The sequence below is a fragment of the Nocardioides sp. genome (assembly GCF_050246775.1).
Lineage (GTDB): Bacteria > Actinomycetota > Actinomycetes > Propionibacteriales > Nocardioidaceae > Nocardioides.
Map to the genome: position 1 here is coordinate 15614 of NZ_JBFWVK010000008.1, position 21399 is coordinate 37012.

The following is a 21399-nucleotide window of genomic DNA, read 5'->3' on the forward strand; positions in this document are numbered from 1 at the left end:
GTGAAGAAGGTACTCCTAGCGGCTCTGCCGGTGCTGGTGATCCTCACCGCGCTGCCCCTGATCGGCGCCGTGATGATCACGATGTCGACCCAGGCGGCCGCCGAGTGCCGCACTCAAACCGACACCACGGTGTCCAGCGCGCTGGGTGACCTCGGCGAGATCGAGGGCCCGGTCGGCGGTCCGGTCAAGGGATCGGTCACGTTGGCGCAGGCCAACATCAAGGTCAGCCTCCCGCTGTCGGCCTTCAACTCCGACCTCACTACGACACTCAGGTCCGATCCGGACTTCGTCACGCTCAACGAGATCAGCAGCCGCAGCCTCGACCAGATCCAGAGCGCGGCCCCCGGCTACGAGGTCTTCCGTGAGGCCCCCGCGGGCGGCCCGGACTCGATCGAGTCGATGGGCAACGCCGTGCTGTGGAAGCGCGACACGTGGACCAAGGTCAACGCCGGCCGGGTCAAGATCGTCGCCGACGACCAGCTCTACTTCAAGGGCAACCCGCGCACCTGGGACCGCTACGCCACCTGGGTGATGCTGCAGCGCAAGAGCGACGGCGCCGTGGTCTCGGTCATCGCCACGCACCACATGACCAACCCCCACAAGTTCCCCCGCCAGCACGGCAACCCGGCCCTGACCCGGGCCCAGCAGTACGGCGCCGGGATGGACATCCTCGTCCAGCTGACGAACTCGCTGGCCTCCCACGGGCCCGTCGTCATCGGCGGCGACATGAACACCCACGCCTCCTACACCGACCTGCCCTGGTCGGCGGTCTCGAAGATGAAGGCCGCCGGCTACGGGTGGGCGAACCACTCGGTCGACTTCGTCTTCTTCCCCCAGAGCCAGGGCGCACGGCTGGCCAACAGCTCGACCGGGCCCCTGGTCTCCGACCACCAGTGGCTCACCGCCCGGATCGACATGAACGGCGCCGGACCCACGTCGACCTCCCCCCTCGACGCAGGCAACGTCGACGCAGGCACCGCCACGGTGGCCGACACCTCGAGCAGCACGTCAGGGAGCTCCGGCGACGTCGGCGCCGACGTCGACGCAGCCGCCCCGCCGGCCGGCGATGTCCTCCCCGCGCTGATGCAGCTGCGCTTCTCCGACGCCTACCCCACGCTGACGACCGAGCAGGCCCGCAACGCGGTCACCATCGCCCAGGTCGCGCGCGACCTGCGCGTCCCCCGGTACGGCCTGCAGATCGCGATCGCCACGGCGATCCAGGAGTCCAAGCTGGTCAACCTCGACGGCGGTGACCGCGACTCCGGCGGCCTGTTCCAGCAGCGTCCCTCAACCGGCTGGGGCAGCCGCGCCCAGGTCACCAACCCCACCCTGGCCGCCCAGGCGTTCTTCGGCCGCGCCCAGCACACCAGCAACCCCGGGCTGCTCGACATCCCCGGCTGGGAGCAGATGCCGTTGACCGAGGCCTCGCAGGCCGTGCAGCGCTCCGGGTTCCCCGACGCCTACGCCCAGTGGGAGGACGTCGCCGGCGACATCACCGACATCCTCGGCGGCGACCTGCCCGACATTCCCGGCGGCGACGTCGAGAACGCCTCCTCCACCACCAGCTGCACCGACGGCGACACGATCGCCCCGATCACGATCGGCACCCTCAACCTCCTCGGCGCCGGGCACACCTCCGGCCCCGACGCACGGAAGGGATTCGGCAGCTGGCAGGCGCGCCTGCCCGGGGCGATGAGCTCGCTCGAGGACGCCGGGGTCACCATCGCTGCGCTCCAAGAGGTCCACGGCCCGCAGGCCGACGCACTGGCCAGCCGCTACTCCCAGCAGTGGGGCATGTACCCGTCCTCGGGCCCCACCCAGAACAAGGTCATCTGGGACCTCAACGAGTGGACCGCCACCGACCAGCGGCTCGTCGACATCCCCTACTTCGGCGGCAAGAACGTCGGCATGCCACTGGTGCAGCTGACCTCGACCACCACCGGGCAGGCGATCTGGGTCTGGAGCATCCACAACCCGGCCAACACCCAAGGCAACGCCTCCGGTCACCGTGCCGAGGCGCTGCGCCGCCAGCTCGACACCCTCGACGACCTGGCCGCCACCGGTACGCCCACGGTCATCGGGGGCGACTTCAACGACGGCGGCGACGGCCAGAACGCCTCGCACTGCGTGCTCACCCCGACCCTGACCAACGCCTTCGGCGGCTCCTCGGCACCGTGTCGCCAGCCAAAGGAGGACGCCCCGATCGACCACATCTACGGCGCCAACCTCACCTGGGCCAGCGCACGGGTCGACAACAGCACCCAGTCGCAGAAGATCAGCGACCACCCGCTCGTCGTGGCCACGACCGCCGGCAGCAGCGCCGGATGCGCCGTCGCGACGAACACCGACTACAACCTCGGCCAGGTCAAGCCCCAGCTGACCCAGCTCGTCAACGTGCTGGGCCCGATGTTCGACATCAAGACCGTCGGCGGATACCGCGACAGCGCCACCGACCCCGCCGGCCACCCGGCCGGTCTCGCGGCCGACTTCATGGTGCCGCTCACCTCCGCCGGCCGGGCCCAGGGACAGGCGCTTGCCGACTACGCCAAGGCCCACGCCAGCGAGCTCGGGATCGACTACATCATCTGGTACCAGCAGATCTGGTCGACCAGCCGCGCCGGCGAGGGCTGGCGACCCATGGGCGACCGAGGCAGCGCCACCGAGAACCACCGCGACCACGTCCACATCAACGTCAAGCCGGGCGCCGGCGTCAGCCCCATCTCTAGCGGCGGCGAGACGGCCAGCTGCTCCGAGATCGTCTACCCGGTCCCCGCCGCCTACGTCGGCAACGACGCCCACAACTGGCACAGCCAGGGCAGTGCCTGGGACTCCTGGCACACCGGCACCGACTTCGGAGCCCCCTGCGGCACCCCCGTCTACGCCGCCCACTCCGGCACCGTCGAGATCGACACCACCCAGGCGTGGGCCGGCCCCACCCTGGTCAAGGTCAGCACCGGAGCCAACTCCCTGACGACCTGGTACGCCCACATGCAGCAGGTCACCGTCAGCCGCGGCGAGACCGTCCAGGCCGGCCAGCAGATCGGCATGGTCGGCGACGAAGGCAACTCACGCGGCTGTCACCTGCACTTCGAGGTGCACCTGGAGAACGGCTCGATCTACGGCCCCGACAACGTCGACCCCTCCCAGTGGCTGGCCGAGAACGCCTCGCCGAACGGCGGCACTGCGGCCGCTCGCGCGGCGGCATGAGGGCCGCCGACACAACCAGCGGATGAGCGACGTCCAATCGTGCGGCTCAACACCAGCAGCACCGCGGTGATCGCTCCCGCGCCTCCCGCGGCCCTAGGAGACCGAGGGGACAACCGGGTGGACCCGGCCCCCGAGAAGCATCTGGCAACGGAAGGCGGAACATCGTGCAGCGAGAACGTCGACGAGACCCCTACCCCTGGACCTGGGAGATCCCCGTGGGCGTGGCCCTGGCCGGCGGGTTCGCCCTCGTCACCGGGCTGCAGCTCGGGCGCTCCCTGGCCAACCTCCTCGCCGGCGCCGGGTGGACCTGGCCCGACCCGGACGCGGGGCAGTTCACCTCGCCGATCGGCACCGCCTTCTGGACCAGCCTGCCCGGCGTCGTCACCGGTGACTCCAGTGCCGGCCTGGCCGAGCAGGAGGCCAGCAACGGCCGACTCGCCGGCCCTTCGCTGACGTGGGGCTGCCTGATCGTCACCGAGCTCTTGGTGGTCGTCGCGCTCGGCTGGTTGGCGATCTTCGTCCTGCTGCGCTGGGGGCCCGGTCGCATGCGAGGTATGGCCACCTCGGCCGAGGCCGAGCGGATGCTCGGGGTCACCAGGCTCCGCAAGGTCGCCGGCATCGTCCGTCCCGATCTGCACGGCAAGCACGCCGGCGCGGCACCCGCCACGTCTCTCGGTGGAGCGGGCGGCCGCGTGCAGCGCACACCCGGCGACCCATCTCTCGACGCTGCCGAGCAGCCCGGGCCGCAGCTCGGCCGGGGGCTGAGCCCGTGGCTGGTAGCCGGCCGAGGAACGAAGGAGAAGCGATGAGCAACCAGACACCATGCCCGACCCCGCTGCCGCTCGAGGTGGCGTCATGAAGCTCCGCTTCGACCCCTGGGACGTCGGCTGGCGCATCGGCGACGCCCACGAGCCGCGCGGCGGAGAGCTGTGGGTCCCGTGGGACCGCACCGCCGGCGTGATCGGGCCGCAGGGCTCCGGCAAGACCCTCGACCTGCTGACCCCGGCGCTGCTGGGTGCCCCCGGTGCCGCGCTGGTGACGCTCACGAAGGTCGAGGATCTGCTGCTGAGCCTCACCGAGCGCTCCCGCGACGGCCGGCCCTGCGTCGTGCTGGACCCGTTCGGCCTCGCCGAGGGCATCTGGGGTCACGGGGTCGACGAGCTGATCTGGGACCCGATCGCCGGCTGCGTCGACCCCAAGGTGGCCGAGCGCCGCGCCAAGGCCTTCACCGCCGGCACCGTCAAGGGCGCGATCAACGGCGGCACCGGCGACGAGGCAGCCCGGTTCTACGCCGCCGAGTCGGCCAAGGTCCTGCAGGGCTACTTCCATGCCGCAGCGCTGACCGGCAAGACGCTCGAGGACGTGCTGCAGTGGGTCGCCAACCCGACCGCAGCCTCACAGCCGATGGAGATCCTGCGACGACACCCGCACGCCGAGCCGTTCTGGCACGGTCTGCTCCACGGTGCGCTCAACGGCGACGACCGCACCGCCGGCAACACGATCACCACGGTGCAGCAGGCGGTCTCCCTGTTCTTCCAGGCCGAGACCCGCCGCCGCTGCATCCCGGGCCACGGGCGGCCGGCGACCGACCTCGCCGACGTCATCCGGCGCCGCGGCACCATCTACCTCCTGGGCCGCGAAGACCCCTACGCGAGCGCCAGCCCGCTGATGACCGCCGTCGCTGAGCACGTGCTAGACACCGGGCTGCTGCTCGCCAACAGCTCCCCGTGGGGCGGGCGGCTGTGCCCACCGCTGGTCTCGGTGCTCGACGAGCTGCCCTCGACCGCGCCGCTGCCGACCCTGCGCACCCGAATGGCCAACGAACGCGCCCTCGGCCTCTCGTTCATCTGGGCCGCGCAGACCCGGCCACAGCTGACCAGCATCTTCGGCGAACACGAGGCCCGGGCGCTGCTCGGCCTCACCAACGCCCTGGTCATGTTCGGCGGGTCCAAGGACGTCCAGTTCAACCAGGAGATCTCCGACCTCCTCGGCACGGTCCGCGTCGGCCGCGTCACCCACCAGGCCGGTGGGACCCACGGCGGCGGCCGCAGCTACTCCGGGGACGACATCCCGATCATGCGACCCGAGGAGGTCCGACAGCTGCCCGAGCGCCAGGCGCTCGTGATCGCCGAGAACGGCAAACCGATCATCGCCAAGCTCCACCGCTGCGTCGAAGGCAAGGCCGGTGCCCGGCTGCTCGCCGATCAGCGCACGCTGCGCGAGCAGCTCAGCAGCGACCGCCGCATGGTCGTCACCCCCGACGCCCGGGCGGCCGCCGCCCTCGCTGAGGCACGGCGCCTCGGCTTCGTCGACGACGACACCGACCACACATCGAGTGGCCTCGACCACGGCGACAACCGCGCAAGGAGCGATCGGTGACCAGTCCCCAGCACAACCGCCGTACGGCCCCCACGTCGATGGTGGGCGCGTTCCCAGCCCCGGGTGAGGAGGTCCGGCTGGCCTACCGCGAGCTCCACATCGCCGTCAACGGCTCAGAGGAGCAGAAGAAGGCGCTGGGCAACCACGCGCTGCTGCCGCGACCGTGGGAGCCGGCGAGCTGCCTGGACCCCGATCTGCGACACGGGCTGTGGGAGTGGCTCGAGGACGTCGTGATCTGGCTCAACCACGACTACTCCTGGGACGTCGCGGGCCTCATCCCCAGCTGCTGGCCACTCCACCCTCACCTGGTCCACGAGATCGCCGTCCTTGCCGACCAGCGTCGACGAGCCGGACTGGCGATGACCAGCGACGCGCTCGAGGAGTGGCACCGCTACTGCCTTCCCGCCTTCACCGACCGGATGCGCAACCGCCTACGCGCGCACTGCGACGACGACCACAAGGGCTGGCCGGCCAAACCACGGCACAGCGAGCACGTCGCCGAGGCCGCCACCGAGCGCCGCGAGAACGCCTTCGCCCACGACGTCGACGCCCTGCCCGCCAGCCGCCGCCGCGCCGATGACCAGTCGACCCGACGCGACGGGCCGCCCCGGCTCGGCCTGGTCGACCTCGACACCGGCGAGATCCAAGACGACGAGCAGCCCGGTGCGCAGAAGCGCACCCGCACCGAGAAGGGACCCCGGGAATGACGCAGGAGACGACTAGACGATCCAACGCCGCGGCGATGTCGATCGGCGAGCGCTCCCAAGCCATCGGACGCGCCCAGCGCGCTCTCAAGGCGCTGGGGGAGCACCCTCGCTCGAGCAAGAAGGAGCTCGGCCACGCGCGCGAGCACCTGAACGCCTGCTACTCCCACGGCTCGGGTGACCACGTCTGGGACGCGGTCTCCAAGGTGGAGACGATGGCCGAGCGGCGCTACGGAGTGCCGTGCCCGGACGAACAGGACCACACCGTCGAGTCCAGCCGTGAGACCTCCGACCCCGAGGAGCCTTCGACACACCGACGCGGCCGCGCCGAGGAGGACCGCGACGTCCCTTGGTCGACGCCGACCGATGCCGACGCGCGCCCGGCGCCCACCGCGGCGCCATGAATGGCCCCTCAGCACGCCTGACGGCCCGAAACGGGCTCAGAACGCCGCTGAGAGACGCGATCCACCGTCGCACGACCGCCCCCGAGCGGGCCGCTTGCGTGGGAGCGAATCTGAGCGCTTCCACGACGGCGACGCGACGGCCCTAGAACCATGCCCGAACCGGCACGCGACGCGGCACTGATCCTGCTGACCATCGCCTACCTGGGCGGTGCCGTGCTGATGCTTGTAGCGCTCACCAAGGTCCTCCTCGCCTGGTCGACCAGCTGGCGACCAGGCAAGGACGCCGACCCGGGCCATCTCGGGGCACCAGGAGGCCCGAGTGACGTCGACGGCCTGCGACGTCGAGCAGCCGCAGCGATGACCGTGGTCGCGTCGCGCGCACGCGTGAGGACGCCTGCCGTCGACGTCGTCGAGGTCCTCGGAGCGCCACTCGCCAGCAGCGGGGGACCGGTGACCGGCGATGGTGGGCTGGCTGTCACGCGGTTCCAATGCGGCCGCCCGCCCACCGTGGTGTTCGCGGCCGCTGCGCTGACCGGGCTGAGCCCGGCCGCGCTGCACAGCCTGGCTGCCCACGATCTATTGACCGCACCAACTGAAGTGTCCTGAGCCGTCCCAAGGGACATCCGGGCTGAGCGAATCGCCGATGGAGGTGGATGTCCACCGTTCGCGAGATGGTGCGTGCTGCCGTTCGACGCGACGAACGACGAGCGGAAGGACGCATGAGGTGGAGCGTGATGTGACGGGCTTGGTCGTCCCGAGGGTCGGCGCCGTGGCCCACAGCAAGGCAGTGCCAGGCACGGTGTTGCTGGATGCCACGGGCGTGCCGGTCGAGGAGGTCAGCGAGTTCTTCGCCACGATGCTGGCCTGCGGCGCGAGCTTCAGCTCGCTGCGCTCCTACGGCATGGCGCTGCTGCGATGGTGGCGGTTCCTCGCTGCGATCGACGTGCCCTGGCAGCGTGCGAGTCGGATTGAGGCGCGCGACTTCGTGCTGTGGATGCGGCTGGTCGGCCCAGGAGGTCGACCGGGTGGGTACGCGCCGGCGACCATCAATCATGCGCTTGCGGTGGTCAAGATGTTCTACGCCGACCGCCTCAGGGCGGGCGACGGGCCGTTGCTCAACCCGGTGCCTAGCGCCGACCATCGAGCCGGTCGAAGGTCGCAGGCGCACCACAACCCGTTGCAGCCTTTCGCGTCGGGACCGCGGGCCGCGTTCCGGCAGAAGATGCCCGAGCGGATCCCGCGCCACCTGCCTGATCGGCTCTTCGATGAACTGTTCGCGACGCTGCGCTCGGACCGGGACCGGGCGCTCTTGGCGTTCTACGCCTCGACCGGCGCCCGTGCCTCGGAGTTGCTCGGCGTCACTGTGGACCAGGTGAAGCCCGGCGACCAGCGCATCGGGGTCCACCGAAAGGGCTCGGGTCGGCTGCAATGGCTGCCGGCCTCGGCGGACGCGTTCGTATGGCTTCGGCTCTACGAGCAACAAACGAGGCGCCCGGACGGCGAGCAGGCGTTGTGGGTGACCCGGCGCAGCCCGGTACGCCCGCTGACGTACTCTGCGGCAAGGCGGATGCTGCAACGCGCGAACGAGTCGCTGGGCACCGCCTGGACGTTGCACGACCTGCGACACACGGCCGCGCAACGGATGGTCGACGACCCGAAGATGTCGCTGAGCGACGTGCAGTGGGTGCTGGGCCACGCCCACATCACTACGACCCAGGTCTACTTGCGTCCCCGGGAGGAAGAAGTCGTGACCCGGGTGCTCGCCCATCACCGCGACCGTGACGAACGGCCAACCTCGGCGCCACCGCGCCCCGTGGACACCGCGGGCTACTCAGCCGAGGTGCTAGCGGTGTTGTTCGGCGGTCCGCGACCATGAGCGATCACATCGACGCGGTCACGAATCTTCAGAAGGCCGCACGTCCCTCTCGCCACGTCCCCGCCAACAACGGCGCCCTACGCCCTAAAGCACCGACCCCGACGCTGCCGACACCTTCGATCGCCCGGTCAACGGTGTGGCCCGCCTCGCAGATGAGCTACGAGGAGGTGCTTGACGCGGTCCACGACCTTGAACTTGCCAACGGTGACACCTCACCGAAGCAGGCCCGCAGCCAGGTGCTGTTCGCCGAATCCCTGCTCGCGTGGCTGCTCAGGTTCCCCGGGGAGTCGTGGCAGCAACGGTGGCACGACTCGGGAGCTGACGCGGCCGGGAAGGAGTGGACCACGTTGGCTGCGGCGCCCGGCCGGCGCGGCCACCTCGTGGCTGCGGTTGGAAGGCTCCTGCTGCTGGACGTGATCCGCCCTGACTACTCCTGGCTCTACGCCACGCACGCCACACCAAGGCTCTACCAACGGCTGCGGGCGCTGCGTGACCCAGAGGGGTTCGCCGACATTGAGCGCCGCTGCGCCGCAGACGCGCGGATGCTTCAGAGCGACCGGCTCCAAGCACTGAATCAGCTCACACGAATCCTGGTCCACAACGGCGGCACGCTGGCCGGCATTACGCTGTCGGACTGCATCGAGGCCCACCGGGCACAGGACGGCTACCGCAACCGGTCTCACCCCCGCTGGTACACCCTGCTGCGAGAAGCCGCGATCCTGCCAGCCGACAGCCCGCCAACCATCTCCGCCGCGTCACGACGCGGGCAGCTCACGATCGAGGAGATGGTCGACCGCTACGACGTCGCCTGCCGCCCTATCAGAGACCTGCTCGTCGCCTACCTCTACGAACGCCGTCCCGCCATGGACTACAACTCCATCCGCTACCTGGCATCCAAGCTCGTGCTGCTGTTTTGGCGCGACCTCGAGATCCATGAACCCGGCATCGACTCCCTGCACCTGCCGGACGACGTTGTCCGCCGCTGGAAGACGAGGCTCAGCGGCCCGGTCCTCTACGGCAGCAACCGCATCGGGAAGAAGCGGGAGGACCCCTACACGATCCTGATGGCCGTCCGTGCCTTCTACGCCGACCTGTCGCACTGGGCGCTGGAGGACCCCGGCCGCTGGGCCGCGTGGGCAGCACCCTCACCGGTCGACTCCCGCGACCTGGCAGGCATGACCAAAATGCTCAAACAGTCGCGCTCACGCACGCACCAGCGCATTCGAGAACTCGCGCCGCTGCTTCCACGGCTCGTGGACGCAGCCAGCGACAACCGAGCCGCGGCCAAGGAGCTGCTCGACACCGCGACCGCGACCGCGCCCGAAGAGTCGTTCACCATCGCAGGCGAGACGTTGCGGCGGGTCTCCCTGAACGACGCGCGCTCGGGCATCAGGGCCAGCCGTGGGCATGTCTACGTCGACACTCCGGCGCGTAGCGGCAGCAGCGAACGCCCGCAGGACAACCGGAGAAACCTCAGCCTCGAGGCCGATCGCGCGTTCTGGGCGTGGGCGCTGGTCGAGGTCCTGCGTCACACCGGGGCGCGCATCGAGGAGGTCCTTGAGATCACCCACCGCTCCTTCGTGTCCTACCGGCTGCCCTCGACAGGTGAGGTGATCCCGATGCTGCAAATCACCCCATCCAAGACCGACAAGGAGCGGCTCTTGGTCATCGGCCCCGAGCTCGCCGTGGCGTTCGCCGAGATCATCTCCCGTGTCCGCGGCGATAACGCTCAGTTGCCGCTGGTCAGCCGTTACGACAGCGCCGAGCGCGTTCACAGTCCGGAGCTTCCGTTCCTGTTTCAACGGCCATGGGGCACGGGCAGGGTCGCCATGAGCTCTTCCTACGTCGTCAAACTGCTCGATGAGCTCGTCACCACTGCGGGCATCGCGAACAGCGACGGCACTCCGGCGAAGTTCAGCCCGCACGACTTCCGAAGGATCTTCGCCACCGAGGCAGTCGCGTCCGGGCTGCCGGTGCACATCACCGCCAAGATTCTCGGCCACGACTCGCTCGCCACGACCCAGACCTACATCGCGGTCTACGACCACGACGTGATCGAGCACCACCGCGCCCACATCGCACGACGGCGGTCCCTTCGACCGTCGCAGGAGTACCGCGAGCCCACCGACAGCGAATGGGACGAGTTCCTCGGACACTTCGCCCAACGCAAGCTCGAGCTGGGCACTTGCGGGCGGGCCTACGGTTCCGGCTGCCAACACGAACACGCCTGCATCCGCTGCCCGATGCTCCGCCCGGACCCCGACCAACATCAACGGCTCCAGGGCATCATCGACAGCCTCGAAGAACGCATCGCCGAGGCCAGCGAACGCGGCTGGCTTGGCGAAGTCGACGGCCTGCGGACCAGCCTCGCCGCCGCCGAACAAAAGATCACCCAGATGCAACGCACCGCAACCAACCTCGGCATGCCGATCGTTCCGCTCCGGCCCGACGCCGCACGGCAGTCCTGACTGCGCTGTACTTGTTGGCGCGAACGCTGAATGCGGCTATCCCCGGTGCGCGAAGCCATCTACTTGCCCAGGCGAGGTCGCGAGGGGTTGGACTCAAGACGATGAGCGGATGTCTCTCAGGCCGGTTCACGCCAGGCGTTGGCTGCTGAGGAGGTCGATGAACTCGTCGGCCATGTCCAGCCGTTTGGCGAGGGCCTCGCGTCGCTGCTTCGCCTCGCTCAGGAGTCTGGCCAGCCGTTCGCGGGCTTGGACTGTGCTCGTGTCAGGGTCAGGTCGCTGAATTGTCTCGATGTCCCTCAAGGCCGCGCTCATCTCGTCCAGGGTGAATCCGAGCGGCTTCATGCGGCGAATGAGAAGAATTTTGTCGACATCGGCCTCTGTGTAGAGCCGGAAGCCGCCGTCGGTGCGACCGGACGGGCGTAGGAGGCCGACGTCGTCCCAGTGTCGGAGGCTGCGCAGGGAGAGCTCGGTGCGGGCGGCGACTTCGCCGATGTGCATGGCTGGTGGCACGGTTTCGGAGTGGGTGCTGGGTGTTGCTTCGCTTGGCACAGTGGTCCCTCTCACTCCGGACGGATTACAACCCTAACGTTATGTGAGGGTAGGGTTGTTCTCAGACTTCCGCTGGCGACGACGCCGGCACTCGCACCGTCATGGTGCGCACCATCGACCCTCTTAGCCAAGTCGGTCGGGTCTGTCCTCACGCAGTGACGGGTCCGACCGGCTGTCCGAACGGAGCCCCCTTGAGCACGTCCACTACAGATGCGCCGGTGACCCACCGCGAACCGTCGGTCCGCGAAGCACTGCGGTCTCCGAGGATGCTTCGCACCGAGGTCCTAGCGGGCCTCGTTGTTGCGCTGGCTCTCATCCCTGAGGCCATCTCGTTCTCCATCATCGCCGGGGTCGACCCTCGTGTCGGTCTGTTCGCGTCGTTCACGATGGCGGTGTCCATCTCGTTCCTCGGCGGACGCCCGGCCATGATTTCTGCTGCGACCGGTGCCATCGCCCTGGTCATCGCACCGGTGATGCGCGAGTACGGCTACGACTACCTCATCGCCACCGTGCTCCTCGGTGGACTCATCCAGGTCGGACTCGGCTTGGGCGGGTTCGGCAAGTTGATGCGCTTCATCCCCCGCTCCGTCATGGTCGGGTTCGTCAACGCCCTCGCCATCCTAATCTTCATGGCCCAGATCCCGTACATGGTCGACGTGCCCTGGCTGGTCTACCCGATGATCGCCGTCGGCATCGCCGTCATGGTCGGCCTCCCGCGCGTCACGAAGGTCGTCCCGGCCCCGCTGATCGCCATCGTCGCCCTCACCGGATTCACTGTGCTGGCAGCCATCACGGTTCCCAACGTTGGCGACGAAGGTGAACTCCCCGACAGCCTCCCGGCATTGTTCATCCCCAACGTGCCCCTGAACCTGAACACGCTGGAGATCATCGCGCCCTACGCCCTCGCGATGGCGCTGGTCGGCCTACTGGAGTCGCTGCTGACCGCCAAGCTGGTTGACGACATCACCGACACGCACTCCAACAAGACCCGCGAGTCCTGGGGCCAGGGCGCATCCAACGTCATCACCGCGTTCTTCGGCGGCATGGGAGGTTGCGCCATGATCGGGCAGACCCTCATCAACGTGAAGGCCTCTGGTGCCCGCACCCGCATCTCGACGTTTCTTGCCGGCGTCTTCCTACTCATCCTGGTCGTCGGGTTCGGCGATGTGGTCGCCGTCATCCCCATGGCTGCGCTGGTCGCCGTCATGATCATGGTCTCGATCGGCACGTTTGATTGGCACTCCATCCAGCCCGCCACCCTGCGCCGGATGCCGAAGTCCGAGACCACCGTCATGGTCGCCACCGTCGCGGTGACCGTCGCCACCCACAACCTCGCCATCGGCGTCGTCGTTGGCGTACTGGTCGCGATGACCCTGTTCGCCCGACGGGTCGCCCACCTCACCGAAACCCGCCGCGAGGTCGTGGAGGACCGCAACGGCGTTCCCACCGCCGTCTACCACGTCACCGGGCAACTCTTCTTCGCCTCCTCCAACGACCTCTACACCCAGTTCGAGTACGCCGACGACCCCGACCGGGTCGTCATCGACCTCAGCGACTCTCACATCTGGGACGCCTCCACCGTCGCCTCGCTCGACGCCATCACCAACAAGTACGAGCACAAGGGCAAGACCGTCGAAATCGTCGGCCTGAACGACTCCAGCGCAGAGCGGCACGACCGGCTCACCGGATCTCTTCCCTCGCACTAGAACTGGTTCGCTCACCCGCGTTCTGTGCGTCAACGCGGGCGGATCTGCAGCTGCCAGTACGACCATCATTCGATCCACACGGCCAGGCCGGCGCGCGAGTCGCACCTGAGATGCATGACCAACGCGTGCACGCCTCGACTGCCCTGGTGCAGGAAAGAGCTCGCTCACGTCATCCGACGCGAACAAGGCTCGCCCGCGGGCCGCTACGTGTGGCTAGTCGGCTACCTGGTGCTCATGGTGGCCGGCGCCAGTCTCAGCGTGATTGCGATGGTGCGGGTGCCGCAGCTGGGTGGCCTGGCGTTGATGGCCACGCTGGCCACCGCGGTCGCGTTCCTAGGCCTCCAGGTCGCCTTCGACCGGCGCGAGGAGATCGCCGCGGACCTGTTCGCGGTCGAGCTGACCCACGACCTCGACGCGGCCGCCGAGCTGATGCGGTTCCTCGACGAGCACGTGACAAGGCCGCTGCCCGATGGGCGGCTCGCCCGAGCAGCGACCCGCCTCGAGCGCTGCTGGTTCGCAACCCACCCACCGGCGCCGGCGCGGCTCGCGGCCATGCGCCGTCACCTGGCCGAACAGGGCGGACGATAGAGGCACCAGGACCTGCGCGGCCGCCAGGTCCTGCTGGCGCCGATCGGCGTCCACGTGCGGCGCGGTCGACGCCAGCCAGCCCCAGCTGTCCCGGCGCTCGGTGCCGTCGCGCACACTGCCCGCCCGGGCGACCTGGGGATCAACGCCGCGGCGCACCACCGCGCGGCCGCCGCGGCTGGTTGACGTCCTGCCGGCCCCGCTCCGCACCCTTCGACGGGCCGACAGGGCGAGTCGGCGCCGCTGTGCTCTCGTCGGTGTCGACCGGCAGCTCGAGGCGCGCGACAAGCCGGTAGCGCAGGTCGCGAGCCGGGCTGTCACTCAGCGGCCTCTCGGCGAGGAGCGCGCGCGTGGTGGCGTTGACGTCGTGGCCCTGGTCTTGGGCCTGCTGCAGCCTCGCCGCGGTAGCCGGCCAGTCCCCCTGCTCCAGCAGCCGCGGGTCGAGCTCGCGTGCCAACGAAGCCCACCGCTCGGCCGGTGTCTCTGCTGGCGTCCCTGCGGGCGAGTTCGTCTGCGTGTTCGCCGGCGCCTCGGCGGGTGCGGGTGTCGCTGGGGCGATAGCGGCTGCAGCGGCCGCCAGTCGAGCGCGGACGTCGCTGCTCTTGTGCAGCTCGGTGGCGGCCGCCTTGCGCGGGTCGGCGTCCCAGGTCGTGACCGCGTCGCGCAGCTCGCGGCGGGCCTCCGTCTCGGAGAGCTGGAGCCGGTCGGCGACGAGCTCGGCGCGCGGCGTCCAGAGCCGGCTCGGTCGCGCTGAGATGATCCGCATGGCGGCGGCCCGAGCCTGGTCGGGGTCCAGGTTGTCGAGCCGTTCGGTGAGCAGCTGGTCGCCGAGTGACTGGAAGGCCGGTTGACCGCTGGCCAGCGCCGCGGTGAGGGCAGCCGCACCCCGCTGGGCCAGCAGGTCCGCGGGGTCCAGCCCGTCGGGCAGCTGCGCGTAGCCGGGGTCGATGCCGTGCGGAGTAAGCAGCCAGAAGCCACGTTCGGCAGCGACCTGCCCAGCCAAGTCGGGGTCGGTGGCCACGATCGGGTCGCGTCCGGTGGCGCGATGGATGGCGGCGAGCTGGGCCGCCTGCTCCTCGGTGAGCGACGTGCCGAGCGGTGCAACGCCGACGTACAGGCCGACGCTGCCCAGGGTGACAGCGACCGCGTCCATCGGACCCTCGACGATCACCGGTGTCGCCCCCTCGCCGATCGACTCGGGCACCAGGCCGAAGAGCTGCGCGCCCTTGTGGAACAGGGCGGTGTCGGCCGTGTTCAGGTACTTCGGTCCCGCCTTGTCGTCGTCGGTGAGGTCCGGGCGCCGGCGGCCGACGAACCCGAGAACCTCGGGGTGCCCACCGGCGTTCGGGTTGTGGTGGATCACGGGGAACATGACTCGGTCGCGGAAGCGGTCGATCAGCCGGCCAGTGCGTGCGACGGTCGCGACGCCGACTGCCACCATCTCGTCGTCGCTGACGCCGTGTCGGCGCAGGTGGTCGACCAGCTTCGTCCAGCCAGCGGGGGCCTGACCGGGGCGGAACCGCTGATCGCCGGCGAGGTCGTCGCCGAACCGGCCGGCCAGGTAGTCGCGCCCCCACGAGTCGGTGAACTGGCCCTCGAAGAACGCCAGCGCGAGGTCGTTGACCTCGAGCATGCGCTCCCGTGAGACGGGGGAGTCGTACCACTCCTCGGCGCGGGCGTGCATGAGCCGCAGATCGGCCTCGGTGGGCTCCAGCGGGGTGCCGCCGAGGTCGCGGATGTAAGCCGCGATCGTGAGGTCGCCCTCGACGAACCGCTCCTCGTCGACGTCGACCTGGTCCTCATCGACCGGGCCGAGCTGGTCGGCCTGCTCCTGGTCGACCGGGTGCTCGTCGACGGGGTAGGGCTCCTCGGCCAGGGGCCAGTCAGCCCAGCTGGTTTCGGCGGAGTGGTCGACGAGCGTCGCGGGGTCGACCTCGACGCCCGACCACAGGTCGGCCGGAGGCTCGTCGTAGTCGTACTCGTGGCCGTACTCCGTGCTCTCGTCGGGTGCCGATTCCAGCGCGATCGAGGCGCGCCAGACCAACGCCTGGCACTCGTCGACGCCGTCCCAGCCATCGCTGGGCAGCGCGCGCCCGGCACCCAGCAGTGCTTCGAGCTGCCAGCCGCGCTGCAACCCGTGGTCGACGTTGGCGACCAGGGCTGGCCACCAGCTGCTGGCCTGGATGCCAGCGGCCCGCTCGGGGCCCAGCAGGTCGGCAAGTCGGTCGGCCCACTCGGTGGTGACGCCCTCGCCGTGGGAGCCGTCGCCGATCTGGGCGGCGACGGCCGGCGTCAGCTGGCGCGCCATGCGCCACCACAGCGCGGCCGCGGCGTGCTCGTCGGGCAGCGCCCCGGCCGGGTGGTCGGGGTCCGCGGCGGTGCGCAGCAGCTGGTGGGCGGTGACGCCCGCACGCGACATCGCTGCCAGCCGTTCGGCCAGGAGCGGGGTGAACTCGTCGTCGCGGACCTGCGGAGCCATGGAATGAAGCAGGTGGCGCCACTCCTTGAGCGCGGGCGTGTGGTCACCGGTGACCGCGCGGTTGAGGCGTCGCTGCCAGGTCGCGGAGGCCTTCTGCAGTTGCGGGGCGCCGGTCGGTCGACGGTCATCGGCGGGGACCTGCATGGCCGCGCGCCAGACCTCGACGTCGGCCACCGTGGTGTCGGCCGGCCGTAGGCCGTTCTGTGCCCACGCCGGCAGACCACCCCTGTCTGCCTGTTCGGCGGCGCGGTCGCGGACCTGGCCCGCGGTCTCCTCGACCAGCTGTGCGCGCTGGGTCAGGTAGGCGCCCCAGTGCGGGTCGTCGGCCAACCGGGCGGGGATGCCGGGCATCCAGGGCAGCGGGCCTGCGCCGGCGTTGCGGAGTCCGGAGGCGTCCAGGCGCCAGTCGAGGACGGCGGCGCGGTCGCGGGCGGTGTCGAGCTCGCGGTCGCCGGCTGCGGCCCGCAGCGCCTCGACGGGGTTCTCACCCGCGGCGCCAAGCAGGAGCAGGTGGGCGCGCAGCGTGGGCCAGGCTGCCTCGTCCGAGAGGCCGGGTGCGAGCTGGTCGACGGCGAGGTCCAGCGCGTCGACGAGGTTCGTCTCGGTGCCGTCGAGGGACCGTGTGGTGTCGTGGCGCAGCAGGTTCTCGGCCGCGACGTAGAGGCTGTCGAGGTAGCGCTGGGCTGCTTCGCCGAGCCGGGTGGCGGGGTCGGCCTGCTCCCGAACGAGGCTGCTCGCCGATCGTGGCGCGTCGTCGCGAGCCAAGATCGACTCGAGGATGTCGGTCGAGGTGAGGGGGCGCACCAGCGTCGGGTGGATGACCGAGTGGGGGTCGCCGTCGCCGACGACTTCGAGGTAGACGTGGTTGGCCCGAGCGCCGCGGGTCATCATCGTGTAGAGCTGCTGGCGCGACTCGGTGCCGGTGGCCAGGCCGTGCATGCTGTCGGCCGTGACGCCCTGCGCGGTGTGGACGGTGCACGCGTAGCCCAGCTCGGTGGCCTGCGCGACGTAGTCGCTGGGCAACCGGACCGTGCGGCCGTGGCGGGTGTGCTGGACGGTCAGGTCGCCGTCGTCGTGGATCTCCAGGACGTTCCAGCGGTCGCCGTTCTTGACCCAGTCGGTCGCCGACGTGCGCAGCCGGCGGTCGTTCTCGCGGGTGATGATGAGCTCACCGAGCGAGGCTTCGTTGCCGTCTGAGAGGCGGCGTACCCGCGCCATGTCCTGTGCCGTATCGCTGCCAGGGTTGAGGGCACTGTCGGTGCCCTCCTGGGCAAGACGGTGGGCACGAGCCTGCTGGTTCAGCTCGCTGACCAGGTCGCGGGTCGGGGCGAGCATGATCGAGTCCAGGCCGGCGGCGCGGTCGGCCTGCCAGGCGCCAAAGACGTCCTCGGTCATGGTGGCGAGGTCGCCGACGTGCACGCGGCCGCGGTCGAGGTAGAAGCCGAGCGCCTCGGGCTTGCCCTCGCGTAGCGCCAGCGAGGCGGCGCCCTCGGCGGGGTCCTTGAACCGCACCAGCTCGCTGAGCTGCAGCGCGCCGTGGGTGGCCTGGATGTCGCGCAGCACACCGCCGGCGCCGATGGCGGAGAGCTGTTGGTCGTCGCCGACCAGGCGGACGCTGCCGCCGCGCTCGAGGATGTAGGAGACCGCGGCGTCCAGCGAGAGGGTGTCGGCCATGCCGGCCTCGTCGATGACCACGAGGGTGGAGGAGTCGATCCCGGCGACCCAGTCCGGGACCGCGGCACCGGACTCGCGCGCCTGCTGCAGCGAGTGGGTCAGCTTGGCCAAAGTGTCGGTCTGGGTGTCGATCTGAGAGCGCAGCGCGTCGGCGGCCGCCGCCGAGGGGGCCAGGCCGACGATGGTCCCGCCACCGTCAGCCCACGCCGTGGCGAGCGCTCGCATGGCGGTGGTCTTGCCGGACCCGGCTGGCGCGATCGCCAGCTGGAGGCGTGCCCCGGAGGTCGCCATCTCGCGGACCAGCGTGGCCTGACCGGCGTTGAGGGTGACCCCGTTGGCCGTCGACTCCAGCAAAGCGAGGTCGACCGAGGAGGCGTCGACGGCGTACCCGTCGTGCCGCCCGGCGACGTCGACGAGCCGCTGTTCAGCGGCGAGGACCTTGCTCGAGGTGAACATCTCGGAGCCGGCCTGGGTGTAGACCGAGGCGCCATCGGCCCGACGCAGCTCGACCGGCTCGCTCGTGGTGTCCCACGGCCGGGCCATGCTCATCGAGCGTCCGTCGAGAACCTCACCGACGAGCAGGTCGACCACCTGGGCGACCTGATTCGTGGGGACCTCGGCGCCGCGGACCTGGCGCTGTGCCTCGGCGTAGACGTGCCAGAACTGCCAGGTGCTGCGGCTGCCCTCCATCGTGGCCACGATCCGGTCGCTGGCCTTCGCGAACCACGCCGAGTCGGCCAGCGACCGAGCGGCGCCCGCGGGGTTGAGGGCACCGTGGACCATCTGCTTGACGCGCTGCGGGGTGCCGAGCACCTCGACCGCCTCGCGGTGCCACGCCTCGCGCTGCTCGGCCAGCGACCGCGGCTCGTGCTTGGCCTCCCGGGTCTCCAGGGTCGCCTGCTGGGACAGCTGGATGGTCTCGACCGGCGTGGGCGGGCGGCCGTGGGTTGCCTGGAACGCGGCGGCGAGGACCTTGCGGCGGTCCTCGACGCTGATCCGGCGCTTGGAGAACCGGCGGTTCAGGTCGGGGTCGACGCCGACGATCTCGCGAACCGGTCGCTTGCGGGCGTCCTCGTTGGGACGCTCGGCGAACCGCACCCCGAGGGCGTCGACCAGGTGCCGCTCCAGAGCGGTGTTGTAGGTCTCTGAGGCCGACACGACGGCCTTGTGCAGCGGCCTCCCGTCGATGGCCAGCCAGGCCCCGTCAAGCGTCTTGACCTTGTTCGAGATGGCCAAGTGCGTGTGGAGATCCGGATCGCCGGCGCGCGAGTCGCGATGGGTGAACGCAGTGCCGATCAGGCCTTCGACGTCGACCTGGCGCACGCCGTTGGCGCCCCGGCGGGTGAACAGCGCCTTGGACTCGATGAAGCTGACGGCGTCCTTGATCGCCGCCTGGTGGGCCCGCTCGATCACCGCGGCGGTCTTCGAGTCGGAGATCGCCCACAGCACCGAGACGCTCTTGACCGGGGAGAACGTCAGGTCGTAGCCGGCCACCGCGTTGGTCCTGGGGCGGGAGTGCTTGGCGATCGTGGCCGCGAGCTCGCGGGCATCAGCCGGCTCGCGGCCGTGCTCGGCGCGGAAGAACTCGCGCGCGACGTCGGTACGGACCTTGGCCCGCTCCGGGGCCGGCACCGGCCAGTCGCCGGGCAGCCCGGCGGCCGCGTTCACCGCGGCGATCCGCTTGGCGACCTCGATCCGGAACGGGGAGACGTCGTTCTCGTAGACCTTGTACGGCGTGCCCAGGCGGGCCGCGGCCTTGTAGTCGGCCGCGGTGGGGGAGGGCTGGTCGGGGCGACCGATCTGTAGATCGAGCGCTTTGGTGCGCTCGGTGGCCAGCGGGTGGTGGCCGGCGCCGAACAGGTTCTGCATGTGGTCGGCGGTGACCAGGTCGCCGGCGTCCAGGCCCTCCAGGCCGGCCATCCCGGAGCCGACCCACACCCCGGGGGTCTCGCCCTTCTCGGTGTAGTAGCTCGCCAGCCCGACGTGGCCCTTGTCGGTGGCGTCCATCGCGGCGACCTGACGGGTCAGGTAGTCGTACCCCGAGCCCGCGGTGAGCTTGTGGATGCTCATGGTCACGGTCACCTAGGTGCGGGCCGCCGGCGGGGGCGATCACCGTGGCGCGGAATTCTTTGCTATTCAATCTATTCACGTCACCGAGAATGCAAGAGGTGTGTGGCACTTCGTCTTTCGCGTCGAGTTGGGGGGACGCATCGAGGTGGTGGTGTCGGTCTGACGTGCGTGGTCGGGCCGGTGTCGAGGGAGGGTGGATTCGGCTGTCTCGGGGTGCAGGTGAGGGTGGGTAGTGCGCTCGTGATGGGTGGTGAATCGCGGTTGGTGGTGTGGCTGGTGATCGCTCCGGGCGGTCGGACTGTCCTAGGGGACCGGCAGAGTGCAACCGAGAAGGAGCGAGGAGTTCCGGGATGAGCCAGCAGACGATCAAGCAGCAGGCGCGGCGTACGGCGCGTGAGGTGGCCGAGCGGCGGCGTCTGGCGCGGGTGGAGAAGGAGCGCCGGATGACGGACCTGGCCGAGCAGGTCATGGTGGCGGTCGGTGAGCGCGACCAGGCGGTGATCGCGGCCGAGGCACGGGCCGGGGCGGCGCTGCGGGAGTGGACCGAGGTCGAGGGGCTGACGCTGGCCGAGATGGTCGAGTGGTGCGACGGCCTGCTCACGCCGCGTGAGGCGACGCGGCTGCGGCGGCTGGCCGACGACGGCGACGGCGGCGACGACAAGGGCCAGGGCGGCGCACGCACCGACGAGGCCGGCGACCAGGCCGGCGAGGCTCGGAAGGGTGACCTGAGCGGGGGAGCGGGTGGCGGCTCGACGGCTGGATGAGGCGGGGCTGGCGGCGCTGGGGTCGGCGTTGGGCGACCCGGTGGTGCTGGCGCGGTATCGCGCCAAGATCACCACGGTGCCCGGCAGCGAGTGCCTGTGGTGGACCGGAGCGGTGTCGGGCCGGTCCACCCAGGAGCGCACCGACGGGGGCGGGCACGGGCGGTTCTGGTTCGCGCAGGGCCGCGTGATCATCGCCCATCGGTTCGCGTTCGCGGTGATGCACGGCGTCGAGGCGCTCGACGACGCGAGGCTGTTGGGACACCGGTGCGACAACCCGCTGTGCCAGCGCATCGCACCGGAGCACGTCGTGGTCTCGAGCGCTGCGCAGAACCGGCGCGAGTGGTCGATCCGGCGCAACCTGCCCGACAGTCCGCTGGCCGACCCACGCGGTCCCCGGCGACGTGCGCGCGAGCTGCGCGACATGGCCCGGGTGGACCCCGAGCTCGTGGCCGCCGACCTCGCCCGGCTGCGTCAGCTCCTCGGTGAGCAACTGACCCTGTGGTGACCCGCGTGCTGACGGAGCGGGCATGCCAA

General features: G+C 70.3%; 14 protein-coding genes. 12 read left to right on the forward strand and 2 right to left on the reverse strand.

Translation table 11 applies throughout. The features are described 5' to 3' along the window. The 8 genes from AB7I40_RS22270 (at position 1) to AB7I40_RS22305 (ending at position 11038) form a co-directional block, all read left to right on the forward strand. On the forward strand, positions 1-3207 hold the full coding sequence (locus AB7I40_RS22270) for a peptidoglycan DD-metalloendopeptidase family protein (protein ID WP_428347574.1): 3207 nt from the start codon (positions 1-3) through the stop codon (positions 3205-3207). 164 nt (positions 3208-3371) lie between these two features. Next, a complete protein-coding gene (locus tag AB7I40_RS22275; protein WP_428347573.1) occupies positions 3372-4016 on the forward strand; it encodes a hypothetical protein in 645 nt (214 codons plus the stop codon). A gap of 46 nt (positions 4017-4062) precedes the next feature. Next, positions 4063-5586, forward strand: coding sequence for a type IV secretory system conjugative DNA transfer family protein (locus AB7I40_RS22280; protein ID WP_428347572.1), 1524 nt, complete (start codon positions 4063-4065; stop codon positions 5584-5586). Continuing rightward, entirely contained in the window at positions 5583-6293 is a 711-nt protein-coding gene (locus AB7I40_RS22285) for a hypothetical protein (protein WP_428347571.1), read from the forward strand. Before AB7I40_RS22280 ends, AB7I40_RS22285 begins: the two co-directional genes overlap by 4 nt. Then, positions 6290-6694 (forward strand): hypothetical protein, encoded by a 405-nt coding sequence (locus AB7I40_RS22290; RefSeq protein ID WP_428347570.1) that lies wholly within the window; start codon positions 6290-6292, stop codon positions 6692-6694. The genes AB7I40_RS22285 and AB7I40_RS22290 overlap by 4 nt, the downstream gene beginning before the upstream one ends. A gap of 150 nt (positions 6695-6844) precedes the next feature. Further along, a complete protein-coding gene (locus AB7I40_RS22295) occupies positions 6845-7300 on the forward strand; it encodes a hypothetical protein (RefSeq protein ID WP_428347569.1) in 456 nt (151 codons plus the stop codon). Between the two features lie 163 nt (positions 7301-7463). Further along, positions 7464-8570, forward strand: coding sequence for a tyrosine-type recombinase/integrase (locus tag AB7I40_RS22300; protein WP_428347568.1), 1107 nt, complete (start codon positions 7464-7466; stop codon positions 8568-8570). Continuing rightward, positions 8567-11038 (forward strand): tyrosine-type recombinase/integrase, encoded by a 2472-nt coding sequence (locus tag AB7I40_RS22305; RefSeq protein ID WP_428347567.1) that lies wholly within the window; start codon positions 8567-8569, stop codon positions 11036-11038. The genes AB7I40_RS22300 and AB7I40_RS22305 overlap by 4 nt, the downstream gene beginning before the upstream one ends. A 126-nt stretch (positions 11039-11164) precedes the next feature. Here AB7I40_RS22305 and AB7I40_RS22310 read toward each other — a convergent pair whose 3' ends face one another. After that, a complete protein-coding gene (locus AB7I40_RS22310) occupies positions 11165-11536 on the reverse strand; it encodes a MerR family transcriptional regulator (RefSeq protein WP_428347566.1) in 372 nt (123 codons plus the stop codon). 269 nt (positions 11537-11805) lie between these two features. Between AB7I40_RS22310 and AB7I40_RS22315 the strand changes: the two genes are divergently transcribed. After that, positions 11806-13293, forward strand: a complete 1488-nt coding sequence (locus tag AB7I40_RS22315; protein ID WP_428347565.1) for a SulP family inorganic anion transporter — start codon at positions 11806-11808, stop codon at positions 13291-13293. Between the two features lie 114 nt (positions 13294-13407). Beyond that, positions 13408-13881, forward strand: a complete 474-nt coding sequence (locus tag AB7I40_RS22320) for a M48 family metalloprotease (RefSeq protein ID WP_428347564.1) — start codon at positions 13408-13410, stop codon at positions 13879-13881. 139 nt (positions 13882-14020) lie between these two features. Here AB7I40_RS22320 and mobF read toward each other — a convergent pair whose 3' ends face one another. Then, a complete protein-coding gene (gene mobF / locus AB7I40_RS22325; protein ID WP_428347563.1) occupies positions 14021-20101 on the reverse strand; it encodes a MobF family relaxase in 6081 nt (2026 codons plus the stop codon). Positions 20102-20451: 350 nt separating this feature from the next. On the opposite strand from mobF, the gene AB7I40_RS22330 reads away from it, so the two are divergent. Beyond that, positions 20452-20865: a hypothetical protein gene (locus AB7I40_RS22330; RefSeq protein WP_428347562.1), complete on the forward strand. Its 414-nt coding sequence runs from the start codon at positions 20452-20454 to the stop codon at positions 20863-20865. Beyond that, a complete protein-coding gene (locus AB7I40_RS22335; protein WP_428347561.1) occupies positions 20843-21370 on the forward strand; it encodes a hypothetical protein in 528 nt (175 codons plus the stop codon). The genes AB7I40_RS22330 and AB7I40_RS22335 overlap by 23 nt, the downstream gene beginning before the upstream one ends. Positions 21371-21399: the final 29 nt, after the last annotated feature.

Coding starts and splice junctions, on each gene's coding strand:
- AB7I40_RS22280 (WP_428347572.1), top strand. CDS start 4,063: ATGAAGCTCCGCTTCGACCCCTGGGACGTCGGCTGGCGCATCGGCGAC.
- AB7I40_RS22290 (WP_428347570.1), top strand. CDS start 6,290: ATGACGCAGGAGACGACTAGACGATCCAACGCCGCGGCGATGTCGATC.
- AB7I40_RS22295 (WP_428347569.1), top strand. CDS start 6,845: ATGCCCGAACCGGCACGCGACGCGGCACTGATCCTGCTGACCATCGCC.
- AB7I40_RS22305 (WP_428347567.1), top strand. CDS start 8,567: ATGAGCGATCACATCGACGCGGTCACGAATCTTCAGAAGGCCGCACGT.
- AB7I40_RS22310 (WP_428347566.1), bottom strand. CDS start 11,536: ATGCACATCGGCGAAGTCGCCGCCCGCACCGAGCTCTCCCTGCGCAGC.
- AB7I40_RS22320 (WP_428347564.1), top strand. CDS start 13,408: ATGACCAACGCGTGCACGCCTCGACTGCCCTGGTGCAGGAAAGAGCTC.
- mobF (WP_428347563.1), bottom strand. CDS start 20,101: ATGAGCATCCACAAGCTCACCGCGGGCTCGGGGTACGACTACCTGACC.
- AB7I40_RS22330 (WP_428347562.1), top strand. CDS start 20,452: ATGAGCCAGCAGACGATCAAGCAGCAGGCGCGGCGTACGGCGCGTGAG.